This is a genomic window from Bacillus sp. EKM202B, assembly GCF_011066025.1.
Classification (GTDB): domain Bacteria; phylum Bacillota; class Bacilli; order Bacillales; family Bacillaceae_G; genus Bacillus_A; species Bacillus_A toyonensis.
The window spans coordinates 1-19,837 of sequence record NZ_JAAMNK010000015.1; the positions used below are offsets into that span (position 1 = coordinate 1).

The following is a 19,837-nucleotide window of genomic DNA, read 5'->3' on the forward strand; positions in this document are numbered from 1 at the left end:
TTTCTCCAACTACTTGACCACTTTCGTTTTTCAGTATAAATTCTGCGCCTGCTAGAACTTTTCCACTCTCTGCATCCTTTTTGATTACTTGTAAGCTTCCTAGTTCTTTCGCATTTTCTACTTGTACTTGTACTACTTTGTTTGCTTCTACAACGACTTCAATTTCTTCTTTTAACAACTTATATCCTTGTGGTGCTTTCGTCTCTTTTAATGTGTACTTCCCTGGTTCTAATTTCTGAGAGATTACTTTACCTGTTTTATCTGTTCGTAATGTCTCTACTTTTTTACCGTCTTTATACACTTCGAATTCTGCGTCTGATAATAGTTTCTCTTTATCATTTGCATCCACTTTTACAATTTCAAATTGACCAAGGCTCTTACTATTCGTTACTTTTACATCAATAACTTTTTCACCGTCAACTGTTACATGAATTACTTGTTTTGTTAACTCATAACCTTCTGGCGCTTTTGTTTCTTCTAACGTATATTCCCCCGGCACTAGTCCGTCTACTTTTACAATTCCAGACTCATCTGTTGTAATTCCTTCTTTTACAACATTTCCTTTCACATCTTTCAATGTAAATTGTGCGCCTGCTAAACGTTTCGTTTGATCTTTATCATCCATTTTAATAATTTGTAGAGAACCTAAGATTTTTTCGTTTTCTGCCTCTATTTTTACTACTTCTTTCTCGTTTTGAATTGTTACTTTCCATTCTTTATTAGAAAGTTTATAGCCCGTTGGTGCTTTCGTCTCTTTCACTGTGTATTCACCTAATGGTAATTTCGGTGACATCACTTTTCCACTCTCATCTGTTTTCAGTTCCGCTACCTTTTCACCATCTTTATACACTTCGAATTCTGCACCTGATAATACTTTCGTTTTATCATTCGCATCTACTTTCACAATTTCGAATTGACCTGTTACTTTTTCATTCGTAACTTCTTGTTTTACTACTTCATTTGCTACGATGTTGACTTCTACTGTCACTTCCAGCGCTTTATAACTTTCTGGCGCTTTCGTTTCTTCTAACGTGTATTTTCCTGGCACTACGTTTTCGAACTTCACTACGCCATCTTTATCTGTTGTTTTCGTTTCTCCAACTACTTGACCACTTTCGTTTTTCAGTATAAATTCTGCGCCTGCTAGAACTTTTCCACTCTCTGCATCCTTTTTGATTATTTGTAAGCTTCCCAGTTCTTTCGCGTTTTCCACTTGTACTTGTACTACTTTATTTGCTTCCACAACGACTTCAATTTCTTCTTTTAACAACTTATATCCTTGTGGTGCTTTCGTTTCTTTTAATGTGTACTTCCCTGGTTCTAATTTCTGAGAAATCACTTTACCTGTTTTATCTGTTCGTAACGTATCTACTTTCTTGCCATCTTTATACACTTCAAATTCTGCGCCTGATAATAGTTTCTCTTTATCATTTGCATCTACTTTCACGATTTCGAATTGACCTGTTACTTTTTCAGGGATTTTTTTATTCAACACATCTACAGTAATTACTTTATTAGCCTCTACATTTACAGGAACTGAACTAGATGATAGTTCATATCCTTTCGGGGCTTCTACCTCTTTTAATGTATATGTTCCAACTGGAAGTTGTTTTGATAAAGCTTCACCTTTACTGTCTGTAATAATTGTTTCGACAACTTTCCCATCTTTATCGATAACATCAAATTTTGCACCTGATAGAAGTTGACCAGATTCATTATCTTTTTTCAACAATTTAAATTGGCCATTTTCAACTTTTTTCGTATTCTTCATAACAAGTTCAATTACGTTTGTACTATCAATTGTTACTTTTACTGGTGTATCAACTTTTATATATCCTTCTGGTGCACTAATTTCTTTTACAAAATAATCACCAAGTGGTAAATCTTTTACTTCCGCAATACCCTTTTCGTTTGTTGTAACAGTAGCCACAACAGTATTATCTTTGTCTATAACATCAAATTTTGCGTCTTTTAAAACAATGTTTTCATCGTTTTCATCAACTTTTTTAATTTGTAAATTTCCTTTTTCAGCTGCTGGCTTATTCCACTTTGGCCAGTTAAATTTAAAGTTATGAACCTCAAATCCATCTCTTTGGTGTAATCCTCCAACATAGGCTTGTCCATTAATAGAACCACCTTTTGTCTCTACAACTGCATTAGGTGCAAACACACTACCTACTACACCATAACCTTTAGTTGTTATCTTTGTAGCATTAGGAAACACCCAAATTACCTTACTAGCTAACTCAGTAAAAGATGAATTAGGGTCGTATGCTTGAGATGTATTAATTAAGTCTGTTGCCATCCCAGTATTTCTTGTATCATACAAAATTGCACCGCCACCAAAACTCACTTCTTCTGCATCTGAATAAATAACAATGAAGTCTTTATTCTCTACATTTGGAAGATAAACGTCTTTTACATCAAATGTTTTCTTTCCCGTTTGGCCTGAAGAGACATAAATATTAGGGTTGTTTACATCTTCACCGATTCCAAAGCTCATATTAAGTGTTGGCTTATCAGTGTGTAATTGGCCCGCATCCCCGATTACACCATCAACGTCTTTTCTAAATTCTTTAAACTTAGCATCAATCTCCGCTTGCTCTTTATAAGAGATACGGTCATATGACGTTTTCATTGCGCCATCTGGGTCACCGTCTTTTGTCATGGCCACTGTTCCATCTTGAATAATTACTTGTCCTGCTCCCGCTTTCGTAAATTGACCGCCTAGTAATAATGATGGATATCCTTCATCTACCCAAGTTGCTCCAGCTAAGTTATTTGCTCCAGTTGCAGCCGCTACGACTGTATAACTTGATGCGTTCATATTTTTCTGAACAGCCATCGCACCTTCAATATCCGCACTCGTTGCACTATGATCTCCAAAAATGATGGCGTTGTAATAAGATACATCACCTAAACCTTTTAATTCTGTTGTAGCTGCCTCTGCTTTAAATGGTAAATGGATTAAAAAATTCATACATATTAGTAATACAACTATTAAACTACTACTTAACTTTTTAATTTTTTGATTAAATGATTTCCTCAAGAAATTCATTCCCCCTTTTAAACTTCCTAAAATCATAAAAAGAAACACATTTCATATGTGCCAGATCTTACTCACATTAACTTAAAATAATCCATTTAAATAAAACAAAGAAACGCTACAACTAATTAATAAAATTACTACAATTCATTTTTGAAATAATACGTGAACTACACTATCATGCGGAAATGTTTTACATACGGGAGCCCAATAAAATTTATCTGAAGAATATTTCATGTGGTGTAACTATTTTGGGAACATCATCCACTTTACATTAGTTTTCTAAAGGATTCAAGTGAATTGTATAGATTTCATACACAATTCACAACCTAAAACGCTTTCATTCCTTTTAGTAAGTTCAACAAAAAAACGTAGCCACAAAGCTACGTTTTTCTTTCATCGTTTCGGTGTATTTTTATGGTTTTTCAAAAACGGAAGTGGGAATTGCTTACGGAAATGCTCTTTAATCATATACTCTACACCGTTCTCACTATTTGAACGTGTAATCCAATCTGCCGCTTGCTTTAACTCTACAGGCGCATTCCCCATCGCTACCCCGAGTCCAACGTTTTCAATGACCTCTAAATCTTCCATGCTATCCCCAATCGCAACCATTTCATTTAGCGAAATATTTAAATGCTCTCCAAGCAACTGTAATCCGCGTAACTTTGATACATTTTGCGGCAAAATTTCTATTCGTTTTGCGTCACATTCAACATACTCTATATCTTGGAATGCTTTTCTTAGCGTAATTAGCCCTCTTTCCTTTTCACCTTTACTATGGAAAACAACATCAATTTTTGGTGCCGCTACCGGATGATCACGAAGCGCATCGCCTAACGAATCTACAAATTGAACTGGATAAAATAACGGATCTGCGCTTGATAATACAGTACGCGCAATTAAGTTTGGTGTATTTCTCTCCCGGTTTCCGATTGAAAACCGCTCATGAGAAATGCGTACATTACAATCAAAGTGCTCTAACACTTGCACAATGTTAAAAGTCTTCTCTTCAGATAATCTTCTTTGAACGTAAGGCTTATCTAACGTTGCTGAAACGAAAGCACCACCGTGTGTCACTAATATAGAATCTAATTTTAACGCCTTTGCTACTTTATGAGCGGATTGAAAATTACGGCTCGTAAATAATGTAACGTATACATCTTTTCTTTTCACAAATTCAATTGTTTCTCGTAATCCTTTTGCGATTTTTCCGTTATTGTATAGTAGTGTCCCATCTATATTAAGAGCTAGTAAGCGATAAATCATGTCGCACTCCCCCTCTTCGCTGTTGTACTCTATCCATAATTTATGAAATAAATGTAGCAAATAGAACGAGTTAGAATTACTACTGAAAATTTGGTTTACTATATACATATACACTCAGTAAAGGAGATAGTACAATGCAGGCACCACCTTCTTTTTACGAAGGCGACACGTTAGAAGTCGCAAAGAAATTACTCGGCCAAAAACTCGTTCATATTGTAGACGGAATAAAACGAAGCGGCATCATTGTAGAAGTAGAAGCATATAAAGGCCCAGATGATAAGGCCGCACATAGTTATGGCGGCAGACGAACGGATCGTACAGAAGTCATGTTTGGCGCACCGGGGCATGCTTACGTATATTTAATTTACGGTATGTATCATTGTTTTAACGTCATTACAGCGCCAGTTGGCACCCCGCAAGGCGTTCTCATTCGAGCGCTTGAGCCTGTAGATGGGATTGAGGAAATAAAACTAGCGCGCTACAACAAAACCGACATTACGAAAGCACAGTACAAAAATTTAACAAACGGTCCTGGCAAACTATGCCGTGCACTTGGAATCACTTTAGAAGAACGCGGCGTATCATTACAAAGTGATACGTTATATATTGAACTCGTTCCAGAAGAAGAACATATGTCATCACAATATAAAATAACAGCAGGACCTCGTATTAATATCGACTATGCAGAAGAAGCTGTGCATTATCCGTGGCGGTTTTATTATGAGGGGCATCGGTTTGTTTCAAAGAAATAAGCGATATCAACGATTTTTCAAATATATCTATCGTAACTTACAATATATCAACGGTTCGACAAGAAATATCGATTTATCGACAAATAATAACATTACGAATAAAAGAAGACTGTTCCAAAATGGAACAGTCTTTCCCTCTTACTCTGCACCTTCCGCAGTCGCAATATCATTTTCTAAGTTTTCTCTTGATAATTCAGCCGCCATAAAGTCAGCTGTTTCTGGAAGTGCTAAATGCATATGAGCTTTTTGACAAATTTGGATCGTACAGTTTTCAACAACATAGTCGAAAACATGTCCGCCCCCGCGAATTTCATCATCAATATAATGTAAGTGGAACCCAGCTACACCAATGCCTTGCGCGTAATCTGGTGTCCAAAATCCAGCTAGCGTACCTTCTGTATGTTTAAATGAAAAGATCGGCTGTGATTTCGTCACTTCAACGAGCGGTGTATACGGTTTTTCTTGTCTCGGAACGGTTCTCGTTCTTACTTCACGGAATGTACCGTCCATTCGAATAGCGTAGAATAAGTTTTTACTCGGCATTAATTCATGTAATAACGCTTCAACTTCTTCACGATTCATCGGACGCTCTACCGTATAACTCATTTCTTTTTCAAAAAACGTTACAGTCGCAAATGGCGTTGTTTCTTCTGGCTCTACTTTTTCTGCTGAACCGTCTGAACGTAAATGATAAAATCCATTATCAAATGCAATCATTTCACCATCTAATTGATCAAATGTGCCGATGCCAAAATCACCATGTTCTTTTAGTTCCTCAAAGCTAATCACACCATCATATATACCATCTAATAGCGCAAGCATTGTAGATGTTTGATATACTTCATTACTCGTTTTCGTTTTTTTTGCATCAATATCAATTAATTGCGCAACAGTCATCTCAACCATGCCTCCATTAGTTTAATTGGTTTGGTAATAGTTTTTCACTTAGTTTAATGTTGTCACGGTAGTCAATTGGAATATCAATAATGACAGGACCTTCTGCTTCTAATGCTTCTCTCAATACACCTTCTAATTCGTCTGGTGTATTGACACGAAGACCTATGGCTCCGAAACTTTCTGCATATTTCACAAGATCAACATCGCCAAACTCTGTAGCTGATGTTCTACCGTATTTCATCATTTGTTGGAACGCAACCATATCATATGTACCGTCTCTCCAAACGAGATGTACAACCGGTGCATTTAAACGTACCGCTGTTTCTAACTCCATCGAAGAGAATAAGAAACCACCATCACCTGACACGGAAACAACTTTTTTTCCCGGTTCAACTAAAGTAGCGGCAATTGCCCAAGGTAGTGCAACACCTAACGTTTGCATACCGTTACTAAATAATAGTCTACGTGGTTCATAAGAACGGAAACATCTCGCCATCCAAATAGAATGGGAACCGATGTCACACGTAACAGTTGTATCGTCACTAATTAAAGAACGAAGTGTGCGAATGACTTGAAGCGGATGCGTAACACCTTCAGAAGCGCGGTTTGGAACTTCTGCTTGCTCTGATAACTTCGCGCGTAATCGTTCTAACACTGCTTCTGATTCCGTGCTTAATACAAGTTTCGGTAATTTTTCTGCAATGCTATTTACAGTTAAAGCGATATCGCCAATTAATTCACGCTCTGGTTGGTAATCATGATCGATATCTGCTTGATGGTCATCAAGATGAATGATCGTTCTGTCCCCAAGTTTATTCCAAAATTTCGGATCGTACTCAATTGGATCATAACCGATAGAAATAACGAGATCCGCTTCTTCTAGTAAAATATCACCTGGTTGATTACGGAATAATCCAACGCGGCCGAAGAAATGATCTTCTAACTCACGTGAAATTGCACCAGCTGCTTGATACGTTTCAACGACAGGAAGTTCTGTATCAGCAATTAATTCACGAACAGCTTTCGTCACTTCATTTGTGCTCGCTCTCATACCGAGTAAAATAACTGGTAATTTCGCTGATTTTATTTTTTCTACTACATATGTAATATCATGTGTGGGAGCGATTCCAAGCTGTGGCTTAGAAAGCGCACCGATAGACTCTACAATCGTTTCCGCAGTCATAACATCTTGCGGAAGACTTACTAAAGTTGCTCCCGGATTTGTGGAGGTAGCACTTCGAAATGCATTTGATAGTGCTTCTGGTACGTTATCCGGATGCTCTACTTCTACGCTATATTTTGTGATTGGTTCGAATAGTGCAGCATTATCCATAGATTGATGGGTACGTTTTAATCGATCCGTACGTGGAACTGCACCAGCTAAAGCAACAACGGGATCACTCTCCGCATTCGCAGTAACAAGACCTGTCGCTAAATTTGATGTCCCTGGTCCTGAAGTCACAAGACACACACCCGGTTTCCCTGTTAATCTACCAATAGCAGCTGCCATAAATGCTGCGTTTTGTTCATGACGACAAACGATTAACTCTGGTCCTCTTTCTTGCAATACATCAAATACAGAGTCAATCTTCGCTCCTGGAATACCGAAAACATGTGTAACACCTTGTTTAATTAAACAATCAACAACAAGATCTGCTCCTTTTGTTTTTGTCTTCACGTCGTTTGCTTTTACACCTGTACTCATCAAACTAATCATCCCTTTATTTCATAATGTGTGTAATAAATATTTTAATTTCACCTAGTTAATTAACGTGGTGAAGTATCATGTATCATTATATTACAAATGCATTATTTTTCCAACAATATGAATTTGACAGTATTTTGACAACCCTTAAAGAATACGCTTACAATTAATTTGTTTTTTAAAATAACATTTACTTTTAAACTTAATTCCCTAAACAAAAAAGACGCCCCATAAAGGAGCGTCTTCCACTATTACGCTTGTTGCGCGCTATATAATTCTTCAAGTGGCTTCATGATAATTTTGTTAACGTCACCGATTACAACGTTTAGGCGTTGCTCAGTTTCCATTAATTTTGTAATTTTAGCATCTTGTTGAATGCGAGCTACAACTTCTTGTGCTTGTTGGTTGTCTTCTTCAGTGATTTCTTGGCCTTGCATCATTTTTTGTTGTAGGCTAAGTTGCATCGTACGGAACTCTTCAAATAAGTTCTTTGAAGCTGCATCTCCTTGTACTGCCGCATAGCTCTCTTTTAAAGTTTTGAAGTCTTCGTTTTCAGCGATTGCTTTTTGTAATTCATATGCTACATCATGAATGTTTTTTGTCATTTTATTTTTCCTCCTTTAGAAGGCTAGCGCTTTTCGCTCACACTGCCTTTTAAGTGCATTTACATACGCACCTCTTCTTACCATATCAAACTATGCAAGAGATGTGAAGAAATTTCACTCTTATTTCTATGTACTTATCTTTACTACCTAAGGAACAACAGTAACAACCCTTGCACGAGTCCAATCATTCCGCCTAATAAGGCACCTAAATACGTAATCATTTTCAGCTCATTTTTTGTAATGGACAGAACTAAATCTTCTAGTCTCTCTGTTGAAAACGTAGACACTTCTTGCTGGACAATTTCCGCAAGATGTAGATTATTTAGTATGGTCTCTACATTTTCTGTCCCCCACTTCAAGCCTTTCGTTACTGCACTTGGAACCACTTTTTCAATGATTGTTTCTCGAACTGGCGCACACACTTGCTGTACAGATTGGTTTAAAAACTTACTCACTGTTTCCTCAACTTTAACTGCAGACAATATGGAGCTTACAATCATTTCTTTTTCTACAAACGTTTCTAATTCTTTTACATCTCTTCCCTTTAACTTTTCCCACTCTTTTTGCAGTACATTAGTTAAAAGCTTTTCCGTACCATCTTGACCTAAAAATTTAATTACTTCTGGCTGCACACGATCCACTACACTTACATTCCCTAGAAACATCCCGACTAAGTTAAGTAATGTTCCACGAGAAGCAAAGAAATCATCAATCATTTTTGAAAGGCGCGCTTTCCCTTCTTCACTTTCAAAAAATTCAATTCCTCGCTCTAAAATAAAAGCCGAGACATTTGGAATGGCATTCTCTATTTTTTCATGTACAGAATGAGGTAAAGCTTGTTCCCATGTATATGTATAGTACTCCGCTAAAAATTCCTGAACTTTTTTTGTAATCACATGCTCGATTTTCCCGGTCGCCTCTTCTTCTACATGTGCTACATTCCATTTTTCTAACATATGTCGCAGTGATTGTTCATTCGTAATGACTTTATCCACTTCCACTTGCACCCAGTGAATTAAACTTTTTTGAAACTCTTCATTTGTTAGCTTTTTTCCGATTCCTTCTGGCGTTAACAAATGCTCGACTACCATTTTCCCTAATTGAACAGCAAGCTCATCACGTCGCTTCGGAATTAATCCAGGTGTAAATGGCAATTGAAACTTTCCAATATAAATAGGACGATGGGGACGAAATAACATTTTTATCGCTAAGTGGTTCGTATATCCTCCAATAATCGCTCCGAGCCCTGTCGTCGTTAACATATTCAACCATATATTCATTACAATCAACCTTTCGCTTCTCCAAAACTATAGCATATCATCATACGGACAAAAGTATAATGGTATAAAAAAGTATTTGCAATATATAGCTTCGCCTATTATGCCAACACTTTGTTAGTAAAGGAGTGATTTCGTTGGTTCTCGGTATTTTAACTTCCCGGCCTCATTATGAGCAAACTTATTACACCGAAATCGCCAAACGCGCTCGGCTTTATCATAATGTCGTTGCCCAGTTTACACCATTTTGTATTGATCCTAAAACAGACCTTGTTTCTGGTCTTATTTATGATACAGATACAGGAAAATGGAAAGAGCAAACATTCCCTATTCCTTCTTATATATACGATCGTTCTTCTTTTAACGAGGATACAGACTTTGAAAAAGCTAAATCAATTATTCATTCATTACACAACCGTCCTTCCACTACCTTTTTAAATAACACACTTATTGACTTAAGCGAACTACATGATTTATTTCTTACTAATAAAAAATTATCTCCTTATATACCAAAATTTGAAATAGCAACGATACAAAACATTTTCAAACTTTTATTAAAAACAAAAGATATTATTATACGTCCTACTCATACACATTCCAATGAAAGTCTGTACCGGATCGCTTATAAAAATAAAACGTTTCATATCGATACAATACATGACGCATATCATAATTCTACTCCAATCAAACGGACAGATGAGTTTATATCTTGGTACACATCTAACATACAATCAACACGTTATATCACCCATACGATGCTACAACCACCGAATCAACTAACGTATCCACTCCACATTCGAACCATTTTGCAAAAAAATAAAGAACAAAAATGGAACGTTATCGGTCAATTTATACAAAAAAGCTCATTTCCGAACCAATTTTTACTTTCCGTAACGGATGATTCCTCGCTGCATTCATTATCAAAAATTAAATATGTACTATCTAATACCGGTGTGCAACTATTACAAGACGCTTTACACGACATTATAAATGAAGTGTTTCAAACATTAGATCAATCTTATTCTTCTTTATTCGAACTAGAACTTTCCACAATTATGGATCAAAAAGGGGCGATTTGGCTTATGTATGTCAACACGATTCCCCCTTACGAACGTTACATTCATCATAATGATTCGTTAGCTGAAAAGATCTTTCACGGACCACTAAAATTTAGCCGCTTTACACCATAACGAAAGGAGGGAATCCCATTTTGAAAGAGCACATATATACATTAAACATTTCAGATGAGCATCCAAATAGTATTACTTTACCTTACATTTTTTCTATTACACCACCTATTACATCCCTTTCCTTCGGCAGACGCCATGTTGCAAGTGAAGAGGTAAAAATTCATTATTCCTTTACTCGTGAAATTATGATTGGAAAACGAATTGCAGAAAAACTTTTACTCCCTCATTCCACTACCATTCATGCCTTTACACAAAATGAAACAATTATTTTCGGACCATTAGTCGGTATTTTCACAACTGGTTTTAACGATGACTCACCTATTCCTTTAGGAAACCGTTCCACATCTCTCAGTGAGTTACTAACACCACCATTTACATTACGACCGTTCGTATTCGTTTTTGGCGTTCAACATATAAACTGGGAAGAAGAAACGATTGATGGGTATTTCTTTCAAGAAGGAAAATGGCTAAAGAAAAAAGTTCCTTTGCCAAATGTCATTTACGATCGACTACCAAATCGTAAAGCAGAAAATTATAAACCAATCGTTAGAGCAAAAAGGAAATTAGAACATGACTATAACATTCCATGGTTTAACCCAGGATTTTTTAATAAATGGGACGTTCATCAACTTCTCATGAAGGACGATTCAATTGTGCCTTTATTACCAAACACAGAGACATTTCAGCACTTCGAACAAGTAGAACGGTTTCTTGGCACATATAAATCAATTTACATGAAACCGATACACGGTAGCTTCGGAAGAAATATTCATCAACTATTTTATTCTCAAACAGAGAATTGCTACTACTGTCGTTATCGCGAAAATGAAGAGAATAAACTAAGAAAGTATCAATCATTAGAAACACTTCTGAACCACGTATTAAAAGGACATGATTTAAAGAAGTTTATCGTACAGCAAGGTATTTCTTTACTTCGCTTCGACGGGCAACCTGTTGATTTTCGCATTCATACAAATAAAAACCATTTCGGTAATTGGGTCGTCAGTGCCATCGTCGCCAAAATTGCTGGCAAAGGTAGCTTAACTACACATGTAAATAGCGGTGGTGATACAAAATTACTACAAGAACTTTTTCCAGATTCAACGAAACAAGTTCAAATTGAAAATAAATTAAAACAAACAGCCTTGCAAATAAGTTACGCGCTCGATGGGCAAGTAACTGGGAACATTGGAGAAATCGGTTTTGATATTGGTTTAGACATGCAGGAAAATCCGTGGCTATTTGAAGCAAACTCAAAACCTGGGCGAACTGTATTCCAAGATGAAAAGTTAAAAGAACAAAGTGAACTGACGCGCCAATTATTTTACGAATATGCTATCTACTTAACTGAACATTCTTTGCGCGATGCAAAAGAAAAAATGTCCCAAATGAAATTAGGGACTTCATCAAACACCGAAAATATCCCTTCTCCCATGATTCACTCACAAATACGAAAACAAAAACTTCCACCTCATTCATAAGGTGGAAGTTTTCTATTTACACAAGTTTTACTACAACCTCCGTTTCCACGTTACATACTCCGCAATAAAAAATATGATTGCAATATTCTTGTGAATGATTATGTGTTAATCCATCTACCTCACTTAATAATTCCTGATCCATATACGCACTATAATCGTCTATGTAATCAACAGTTTTCCCATAATCTTGGAGTATACCTTGGCAATTTTGACAAGAATATGTTTGTGATTCTAATGCGTTACAAAGCGGGCAAATCCCCATCATGATTCCTCCATACATTATCGTTTAACATCATTTAAAGACTTTCTTTTTAGGTTGAAGAAAGCATCTAGCCATGAGTAGATACGGTCAGTTCCTTCCCTTTCCATGCCCCATCCTTAGTTAAACTAGAAATGAGAAGTTAATGCCTTTTTAGTTTTTATATTACTAAGCTGCAATTGTAATGTATCTCACTTTCATAAACGATTAATAAAAAGCTAATTATTAGCCCTAACATAGCCGGATTCAAAGAGAACACCATATTTAATATCGTTCTTAGTTTAGCCTTCTTTCTTAAAAATACAACGATTACTCTTATTTCATAATTTACGAAATCACTACATTTTTTTGACAAAATTTACAAATTATTATTTTGTATATCTTTCTAGGTAACATCCATACTATGAGTACAAACTTAATTACCGATGGATTAGCGCCAAACGGGGCGATAATATCTGGTTCAAATCCAGCTAGTCCAACCAAAAAAATTTTTATAACTCTAAGGAGGATATATTCCTATGGCAAACCAAAATTCTTCAAATCAATTAGTAGTACCAGGAGCAACAGCTGCAATCGATCAAATGAAGTACGAAATCGCTCAAGAATTTGGTGTACAATTAGGAGCAGATTCTACGGCTCGTGCTAACGGTTCTGTTGGTGGAGAAATCACAAAACGCCTAGTTGCAATGGCTGAGCAAAGCCTTGGCGGATTCCAAAAATAAATATATATGGCAAAAAGGTCTCAAGGCATATGCCTTGAGACCTTTCTTAATTATTGAAGCATTTGTAAAAACTTCTTCGTGCGTTCTTCTTTTGGATTTGTAAATACATCTTCTGGTGTACCTTGTTCGACAACGACACCGCCATCCATAAAAATAACGCGATTCGCAATTTGATGAGCAAAACGCATCTCATGCGTTACAATAACCATCGTCATGCCTTCTTTAGCAAGTTCTTTCATTACCTTTAGAACTTCTTGAACGAGTTCAGGATCAAGTGCTGACGTCGGTTCATCAAATAGTAACACTTCCGGCTCCATCGCAAGCGCGCGAGCAATTCCAACGCGCTGTTGTTGTCCGCCTGATAATTGGAACGGATATAAATCCACTTTATCTGCTAAACCAACTTTTTCAAGGAAGTAGTTTGCTTTTTTCTTCGCTTCTTCTTTCCCCATCTTTTTCACTGTAACGAGCCCTTCCATTACATTTTGAATGGCTGTTAAATGCGGGAATAAGTTATGATGTTGGAACACCATTCCTGTTTGTGTACGAAGATTTACAATATCTTTCTTCGATACTTTTCGAGCGAAATCAAGCTCTTTATTGCCGATACGAATGCTACCAGCGTTCGGTGTTTCTAGAACGTTTAGGCAACGTAGAAACGTCGTTTTACCAGATCCAGAAGGTCCGATAATAACAACAACTTCACCCTTCTCAACTGATAGATCTATATGCTTTAGTACGGTATTATCTCCGAAACTTTTTTGTAAGTGCTGAATTGAAATCATAAAAACAAAAACTCCTTTTGTAAAAGGATTATTTTAATGTGTAGCGTTCTGAACGCTTTTCTAACATCTGTTGTACGATTGATAATAAGAAACAAATAACCCAATAAATAAGACCTGCTTCAAAATAAACAATTAAAAACTCATAGTTCATTGCCGCAATTTCCTGCGCTTTTCGGAACATTTCTGTTACTAAAATTAACGATGCTAATGAAGTATCCTTCACTAAGCTAATAAATGTATTCGAAAGCGGCGGAATTGATACGCGCGTTGCTTGCGGTAAAATAACACGTTTTAATGCTTGTGGATATGTCATCCCAATTGTATAAGCTGCTTCCCACTGTCCTTTCGGAATTGAAAGGATAGAAGCACGAATAATTTCAGATGCATACGCACCAACATTTAATGAAAATCCAATAACTGCTGCTGTATATGGCTCAACTTCAATATTAAGAGTTGGAAGACCATAGAAAATAATAAATAACTGTACAAGAAGTGGCGTTCCGCGAATGATAGATACATAGATACGAGCAATCCATTGTAAAATACGACTACCTGAAATACGCGCGAGCGCTGTTAACGTCGCCAGTATAATTCCGATAATGAATGTAATAAGCGTTAATGGAATTGTCGTAAAGACAGCTTCCTTCAGCATAGGCATGAAGGAAGACTGCATAATATCTATCCAAGTAGACAATCGATCTGAAACCAATGCACTACTTAGATACATTTTCACCGAACCATTTTTTCGCTATTTTGTCGTACGTACCATCTTTTTTCATATCTTCTAACGCTTTATCAACTTCTTGTACAAGCTTATCGCTACCTTTACGGAATAAGAATCCACTTTGTGAAGCTTCTTTTTCTGTATCTACAATTTTAATTTTTGCATCTTTTTTCGTTTCTAAGTAGTTTAATACTGATAACTTATCATTAATTGTGAAATCAACACGGCCAGTGTTTAACAATTCTGCCGCTTGGCTAAAGCCTTCTACGTTAGTAATTTCCGCACCATTTTTCTTAGCAATATCTGCATAGTTACTTGTTAAAGATTGCGCTGCTTTTAACCCTTTTACATCAGCAAATGTAGCAGGTTTATCTTTATCTTTTGCAATAACTAATACTGCTGAAGATGAAACGTATGGTTTAGAGAAATCATATTTCTTTTGACGATCTTCACGAATACCAACTTCGTTCGCAACCATATCGAAACGCTTCGCATCTAAACCAGCAAGTAAGCTATCCCATTGTGTTTCTTTAAATACAGGTTTTACACCTAAACGTTTTGCAACTTCTTCTGCTAATTCAACGTCAAATCCAGTTAATTTATTGCTTGAATCGTGGAACGTAAATGGTGGGTATGTACCTTCTGTACCAATTACAAGTTCACCGCTTTGTTTAATCTTTTGTAATGCGTCTTGACTAGCTGTATCTTTTTTCTCTTCTTTACCGCAGCCGGCTACAATCCCGATCGCTAATGTAGTTACTGCAAGCACTGAAAATAATTTTTTCATGATGGTAATCCTCCAAGTATTCTGATAGGAATTTAAAAACTATATTGATTGTATGCAATCTTGAACAATTTTTCAATGAAAATGTTCTTATTTAGTTTATCCTTTTTCTTCATAATCAAACAAAATGGAAAAATAACGCTACATACAAAAAATAAGTAACATTTTTTAATATAGCATTAATTGTAGGAAAGGTAAAATAATACTTCTTATTATGTACCTTTATCGCCGACATTTTGCCAACAAAAAAGAACTTGCGACAATCGCAAGTTCTTCCCCGCATTAAGCGCTCTGGTTTCCTTCCATTTGCGTTTTGTACATATCGTAATAACGCCCACGCTTTTTCATCAATTCATCATGAGAGCCTTTTTCTAAGATTGTTCCTCTATCGAGTACAATAATTTGATCCGCACTTTTAATTGTTGAAAGACGGTGAGCAATAATAAACGTCGTTCTCCCTTTTTTCACAACTTCTAGCGCTTGTTGAATCATTGCCTCTGTCTCTGTATCAATACTAGATGTTGCTTCATCTAAAATTAAAATGGCTGGATCAAAAGCGAGTGCCCTAGCAAACGATATAAGCTGGCGTTCTCCGGTTGAAAGTGTACTTCCTTTCTCCGTAATTTCTTCGTTTATATTGTTCGCAAACCTTTCCGCACCCACATCACGTAATGCTTTTACGATGCGATCTTTTGAAATTTTTTCGTTCTCTAAGCTTACATTGGAAGCGACCGTCCCGCTAAATAAAAACGGATCTTGTAATACGATTCCCATATGCTCACGAGTTGCTTGTTTCGGCATTTCTTTTACATCGTGACCGTCAATCGTAAGCTTCCCTTTTTCAAACTCATAAAATTGAAAGAGTACATTCATAATGGAACTTTTTCCTGATCCAGTATGACCGACAAGTGCTACTGTCTCGCCTTGTTTCGCTTCAAAAGAAATATTTTTTAGCACTTCATCTTTTCCATTATAAGAAAACGAAACATTATCAAACTTCACATTTCCTTGTAAGCGAGGCATGCGCTCTTCTTCCACTGCCTCTCCCTTTTCCTCTAGCAATTCGAAGACACGCTCTGATGCAACGCGCGATTGTTCTAAGTTAGCAAGCTGATTTACCATATTTGTAATTGGTGAGAACAATCTCGTTAAATAATCGACGAACGCATACAGTATCCCTAGAGAAATGATGCCTGAAGCACTTAATGAAGCTCCCCCGAAATACCAAATCACACCTGTGAAAGCGATATTTCGTAATACAGACACTAAGTTATGCGAAGTTGCTGCATTTAAATTTAAAATTTTATTTTGATACTTAAAATAATCGCCATTTAATTCTTCAAACTCTTTTTTCGTTTCACGCTCTTGACGGAACGTTTGAATAATTGGCATCCCTTGAATCGATTCATTCACTGTACCGTTAATATCGGATAAACGTGAACGCATTTTATGATTGTATACAGATGCATACTTTCTATATAAAATCGCCCAAACAATTAAAATCGGGATAATTAATAAACAGAACGACGCAAGTTTCACATCGAGTAAAAATAGCGCTGCAAATATCCCGATAATATAAATGAAACTAGAGACGAATGTCGCAAGCACTGTTACGTATAAATCTCGAATCGCCTCTGTATCATTCGTTACACGCGAAACGATTTTCCCTGCTGGTAAATGATCAAAATATCTAATCGGTAACGTTTGAATATGAGAGAAGACGTCTTCCCTCATAATTTGAATAATTTTGTTTGCTGCCTTCTGTAAGAAAAACTGCTTTCCATATGCAAATAATGACACAATTACTAATAGAGCAAAATAGCCTCCACCAAGTAACAGTAGGGGGTTTATTTCTGGCTTATAAAACGCAAACACTTCTTCCTTCGTTAATGCTTTCGCTTTATACACTTGCACCGCCTTACCATTTTGAATGGTAATCATATCCCCTTTCACAGAACGTGTTCCTTCAATATTCACTTTATTTGGTACAAAGTAATATTGAAAACCGACTTGCATCACGCGTACTTCTTTTCCTTTTTTCTCACCTTGTTCAAAGCGATCACTTCGCTTATAATAGGCGCCATTATATGCAACAGCATCTTCACTCTTTTCTATCTCATACCAAGATTTTTCTATCGCGACGATATGATCGTCAATCATCGTTTTAGCGACGAACGGACCGGCAAGCTCAGCGATAACAAAAATAAATAACATCGCCATCGCTGCAAAAATCGTCCCTTTTACTTTCATCGCATATTGAAACAATCGTTTTGAAACACTCATATTTTCACCCCACTATCCGCACTCTCATTTTCACCTTGTTGTCTTTCAAACTGCTCAGCATACCAGCCTCCGTTTCGAAGTAACTGGTCATGCGTGCCTTCTTCCATTACTTCGCCGTCATCCATAACGAGAATCCAATCTGCATGTTGTACGGCAGATAAACGGTGCGTCGTAATAATCGTCGTCTTTCCGCTTCTTTCCGTTCTTATATTTTCAATGATCGCCGCTTCCGTACGAGCATCGACAGCTGATAACGAATCGTCCAAAATTAATATTTCTGGATTTTGAATAACCGCTCTCGCAATCGAAATCCTTTGCTTTTGCCCTCCTGATAACGAAACACCTTTCTCTCCAACGAGCGTTTCTAATCCTTCTGGTAAAAACTCTAAGTCTTTTGTAAACGCAGCAATTTCAATGGCTTTCTCGAGCTCTTCTTCAGTCGCTTCCCTGTTTCCGAATAAAATATTTTCCCTCGCTGTTTTTGAGAATAAAATGTGCTCCTGAGGTACATATCCAATCCACCCGAGTACATTATCACTCGTCATTTTATCTAATGTCACATCAGAAACTGCAATATCCCCTTCTCCAAGCGGATATTGACGAAGAAGCTGACGTACAAGCGTCGTTTTTCCGCTTCCTGTTTTTCCGACAACCCCTAGCGTTTCTCCTTGTTTTAATGTAAAAGAAACCTTTTTTAAATTTTCTTCAGATGATGAAGGATAGGAAAAAGAAACTTCATCAAACTGAATATAATCAGGCTCGTGTACAAGCTTTGGATTTTTCGGATTCTTTACATCTGGTTCATATGCTAACGTTTCATTCACACGATCTAACGAAGCATTTCCTCTTTGCATAACATTAATTAATTCGCCAATTGCAAACATCGGCCAAATCATCATCCCTAAATACACGTTAAAGGAAACGAGTTCGCCAAGTGTCACCTTTGATTGAAATACAAGGTATGCACCGTACACTAAACCAATTAAATAACTAAGACCGACAAGCATTTTCACAGTTGGTTGGAATAACGCATCGATTCTTGCTACCTTCATATTCTTTTCGTAGACGTCATCTCCTAAATGATGAAATCTTTCCTGATCTGCGTTCTCTTGTACGTATGCACGAATCACGCGCACGCCAGCAATTGATTCAAGTACTTTATCATTCATATCACCGAACGCATCTTGCGCAACTGTAAACCTTTCATGCAATTTCTTTCCATATATATTCATCGCATATGCCATAATTGGCAGCGGTATAAGGGCCGCTAATGTAAGCTCCCAACTTATTGTAAATCCCATCATAAAAACGATTGTAAGCATATATAAACTAGAATCTACAAGCGTTAATATACCAAAACCAGCTGTCATAGCGATTGCTTTTAAATCGTTTGTTGCTCTCGCCATTAAATCGCCAGTACGATTTTTTTGATAAAACGTCGGTGTCATCTTGAGTAAATGCCCCATAAATTTCGAGCGCATCGTCTTCTCAAGTACGAACGCACCTCCAAACAATTGATGCTGCCAAACAAAAGTAAGGCCATATCCAACTATCGTAACTCCTATTAAAATAAGAATAGACTCCATAATTGCTGCATTCGTTAACGTTCCTGTTTTTATATTATCAATCGTAACCCCTAGTACTTTTGGGGGAATGACTTCAACTATATTTACAATTAAAAGCGCACCAATTGCGATACTATATCTCTTCCAATGCTCTTTAAAAAACCATCTTAACTTTAGTAATACTGAAAACAATGTAACCTCTCCCTTCTCGTTTTCGTTCCACTCTCATTTCTTTATCCGCTATCCAAACCAATCACATTTACATTTCGTAACCCATACAATCTCATCACATTTTTCCACCTTCCAAATTTCAGTTTTATAGTAACCATACAAAGTATGGAAACAAGCAAATTGGACAAAAAAAAGCATACCGTCGCTTGACGATATGCACAAAAATGCATAAAAGCGTACGTTACGATATACGCAACGTACGCTTTTTATAAGACAAAAATGCCCTATATATCCGTACGGGTTGCGTAATGATATGAATGTT

At 36.7% G+C, this 19,837-nt stretch carries 16 protein-coding genes; 4 read left to right on the top strand and 12 right to left on the bottom strand.

The features are described from left to right. Together G9F74_RS17805 and G9F74_RS17810 are read right to left on the bottom strand one after the other, a co-directional pair. Positions 1-3,085 (bottom strand): MSCRAMM family protein (locus tag G9F74_RS17805; protein ID WP_165406235.1); only part of this gene is annotated, 3,085 nt, incomplete at its 3' end. Positions 3,086-3,442: 357 nt separating this feature from the next. Continuing rightward, positions 3,443-4,315 (bottom strand): Cof-type HAD-IIB family hydrolase, encoded by an 873-nt coding sequence (locus G9F74_RS17810; protein ID WP_000640432.1) that lies wholly within the window; start codon positions 4,313-4,315, stop codon positions 3,443-3,445. Positions 4,316-4,449: 134 nt separating this feature from the next. Between G9F74_RS17810 and G9F74_RS17815 the strand changes: the two genes are divergently transcribed. Continuing rightward, entirely contained in the window at positions 4,450-5,067 is a 618-nt protein-coding gene (locus tag G9F74_RS17815) for a DNA-3-methyladenine glycosylase (RefSeq protein WP_001148791.1), read from the top strand. Positions 5,068-5,205: 138 nt separating this feature from the next. On the opposite strand, the gene alsD is transcribed toward G9F74_RS17815, so the two are convergent. The 4 genes from alsD to G9F74_RS17835 all read right to left on the bottom strand — a co-directional run bounded on the left by alsD (position 5,206) and on the right by G9F74_RS17835 (position 9,554). Continuing rightward, a complete protein-coding gene (gene alsD / locus G9F74_RS17820) occupies positions 5,206-5,964 on the bottom strand; it encodes an alpha-acetolactate decarboxylase (protein ID WP_016107902.1) in 759 nt (252 codons plus the stop codon). Between the two features lie 16 nt (positions 5,965-5,980). Continuing rightward, complete coding sequence (alsS, locus tag G9F74_RS17825; protein ID WP_016107901.1) at positions 5,981-7,669, bottom strand: acetolactate synthase AlsS; 1,689 nt, start codon at positions 7,667-7,669, stop codon at positions 5,981-5,983. A gap of 251 nt (positions 7,670-7,920) precedes the next feature. Continuing rightward, entirely contained in the window at positions 7,921-8,274 is a 354-nt protein-coding gene (locus G9F74_RS17830; RefSeq protein WP_000164615.1) for a YlbF/YmcA family competence regulator, read from the bottom strand. Positions 8,275-8,417: 143 nt separating this feature from the next. Further along, on the bottom strand, positions 8,418-9,554 hold the full coding sequence (locus G9F74_RS17835; protein WP_023441161.1) for a DUF445 domain-containing protein: 1,137 nt from the start codon (positions 9,552-9,554) through the stop codon (positions 8,418-8,420). Positions 9,555-9,688: 134 nt separating this feature from the next. On the opposite strand from G9F74_RS17835, the gene G9F74_RS17840 reads away from it, so the two are divergent. Both G9F74_RS17840 and G9F74_RS17845 read left to right on the top strand, forming a co-directional pair. Next, on the top strand, positions 9,689-10,741 hold the full coding sequence (locus G9F74_RS17840; RefSeq protein ID WP_000242732.1) for a YheC/YheD family endospore coat-associated protein: 1,053 nt from the start codon (positions 9,689-9,691) through the stop codon (positions 10,739-10,741). Between the two features lie 20 nt (positions 10,742-10,761). After that, positions 10,762-12,222, top strand: a complete 1,461-nt coding sequence (locus G9F74_RS17845) for a YheC/YheD family endospore coat-associated protein (RefSeq protein ID WP_016107900.1) — start codon at positions 10,762-10,764, stop codon at positions 12,220-12,222. A gap of 16 nt (positions 12,223-12,238) precedes the next feature. Here G9F74_RS17845 and G9F74_RS17850 read toward each other — a convergent pair whose 3' ends face one another. Beyond that, complete coding sequence (locus G9F74_RS17850; protein ID WP_000510465.1) at positions 12,239-12,484, bottom strand: hypothetical protein; 246 nt, start codon at positions 12,482-12,484, stop codon at positions 12,239-12,241. A gap of 515 nt (positions 12,485-12,999) precedes the next feature. Here G9F74_RS17850 and sasP point away from each other — a divergent pair. Further along, a complete protein-coding gene (gene sasP / locus G9F74_RS17855; RefSeq protein ID WP_000013339.1) occupies positions 13,000-13,203 on the top strand; it encodes a small acid-soluble spore protein, SasP family in 204 nt (67 codons plus the stop codon). A 50-nt stretch (positions 13,204-13,253) separates the two neighbouring features. On the opposite strand, the gene G9F74_RS17860 is transcribed toward sasP, so the two are convergent. The 5 genes from G9F74_RS17860 to G9F74_RS17880 form a co-directional block, all read right to left on the bottom strand. Then, on the bottom strand, positions 13,254-13,988 hold the full coding sequence (locus tag G9F74_RS17860) for an amino acid ABC transporter ATP-binding protein (RefSeq protein ID WP_016107899.1): 735 nt from the start codon (positions 13,986-13,988) through the stop codon (positions 13,254-13,256). 28 nt (positions 13,989-14,016) lie between these two features. Further along, the gene (locus G9F74_RS17865) at positions 14,017-14,715 is read right to left on the bottom strand and encodes an amino acid ABC transporter permease (protein WP_000281495.1); all 699 of its coding nucleotides are present in this window, start codon (positions 14,713-14,715) and stop codon (positions 14,017-14,019) included. Then, positions 14,702-15,499 (bottom strand): amino acid ABC transporter substrate-binding protein, encoded by a 798-nt coding sequence (locus G9F74_RS17870; protein WP_000732848.1) that lies wholly within the window; start codon positions 15,497-15,499, stop codon positions 14,702-14,704. The genes G9F74_RS17865 and G9F74_RS17870 overlap by 14 nt, the downstream gene beginning before the upstream one ends. A 279-nt stretch (positions 15,500-15,778) precedes the next feature. After that, positions 15,779-17,779, bottom strand: coding sequence for an ABC transporter ATP-binding protein (locus G9F74_RS17875; RefSeq protein ID WP_016107898.1), 2,001 nt, complete (start codon positions 17,777-17,779; stop codon positions 15,779-15,781). Continuing rightward, a complete protein-coding gene (locus G9F74_RS17880) occupies positions 17,776-19,536 on the bottom strand; it encodes an ABC transporter ATP-binding protein (protein ID WP_000493208.1) in 1,761 nt (586 codons plus the stop codon). Before G9F74_RS17880 ends, G9F74_RS17875 begins: the two co-directional genes overlap by 4 nt. Positions 19,537-19,837 lie beyond the last annotated feature (301 nt).

Bases quoted from the DNA above. Each gene is read 5' to 3' on its own strand.
- alsD (WP_016107902.1), bottom strand. From the start codon at position 5,964: ATGACTGTTGCGCAATTAATTGATATTGATGCAAAAAAAACGAAAACG.
- G9F74_RS17835 (WP_023441161.1), bottom strand. From the start codon at position 9,554: ATGAATATATGGTTGAATATGTTAACGACGACAGGGCTCGGAGCGATT.
- G9F74_RS17865 (WP_000281495.1), bottom strand. From the start codon at position 14,715: ATGTATCTAAGTAGTGCATTGGTTTCAGATCGATTGTCTACTTGGATA.
- G9F74_RS17850 (WP_000510465.1), bottom strand. From the start codon at position 12,484: ATGGGGATTTGCCCGCTTTGTAACGCATTAGAATCACAAACATATTCT.
- G9F74_RS17810 (WP_000640432.1), bottom strand. From the start codon at position 4,315: ATGATTTATCGCTTACTAGCTCTTAATATAGATGGGACACTACTATAC.
- sasP (WP_000013339.1), top strand. From the start codon at position 13,000: ATGGCAAACCAAAATTCTTCAAATCAATTAGTAGTACCAGGAGCAACA.
- G9F74_RS17870 (WP_000732848.1), bottom strand. From the start codon at position 15,499: ATGAAAAAATTATTTTCAGTGCTTGCAGTAACTACATTAGCGATCGGG.
- G9F74_RS17815 (WP_001148791.1), top strand. From the start codon at position 4,450: ATGCAGGCACCACCTTCTTTTTACGAAGGCGACACGTTAGAAGTCGCA.
- G9F74_RS17875 (WP_016107898.1), bottom strand. From the start codon at position 17,779: ATGAGTGTTTCAAAACGATTGTTTCAATATGCGATGAAAGTAAAAGGG.
- G9F74_RS17830 (WP_000164615.1), bottom strand. From the start codon at position 8,274: ATGACAAAAAACATTCATGATGTAGCATATGAATTACAAAAAGCAATC.
- G9F74_RS17860 (WP_016107899.1), bottom strand. From the start codon at position 13,988: ATGATTTCAATTCAGCACTTACAAAAAAGTTTCGGAGATAATACCGTA.
- alsS (WP_016107901.1), bottom strand. From the start codon at position 7,669: ATGAGTACAGGTGTAAAAGCAAACGACGTGAAGACAAAAACAAAAGGA.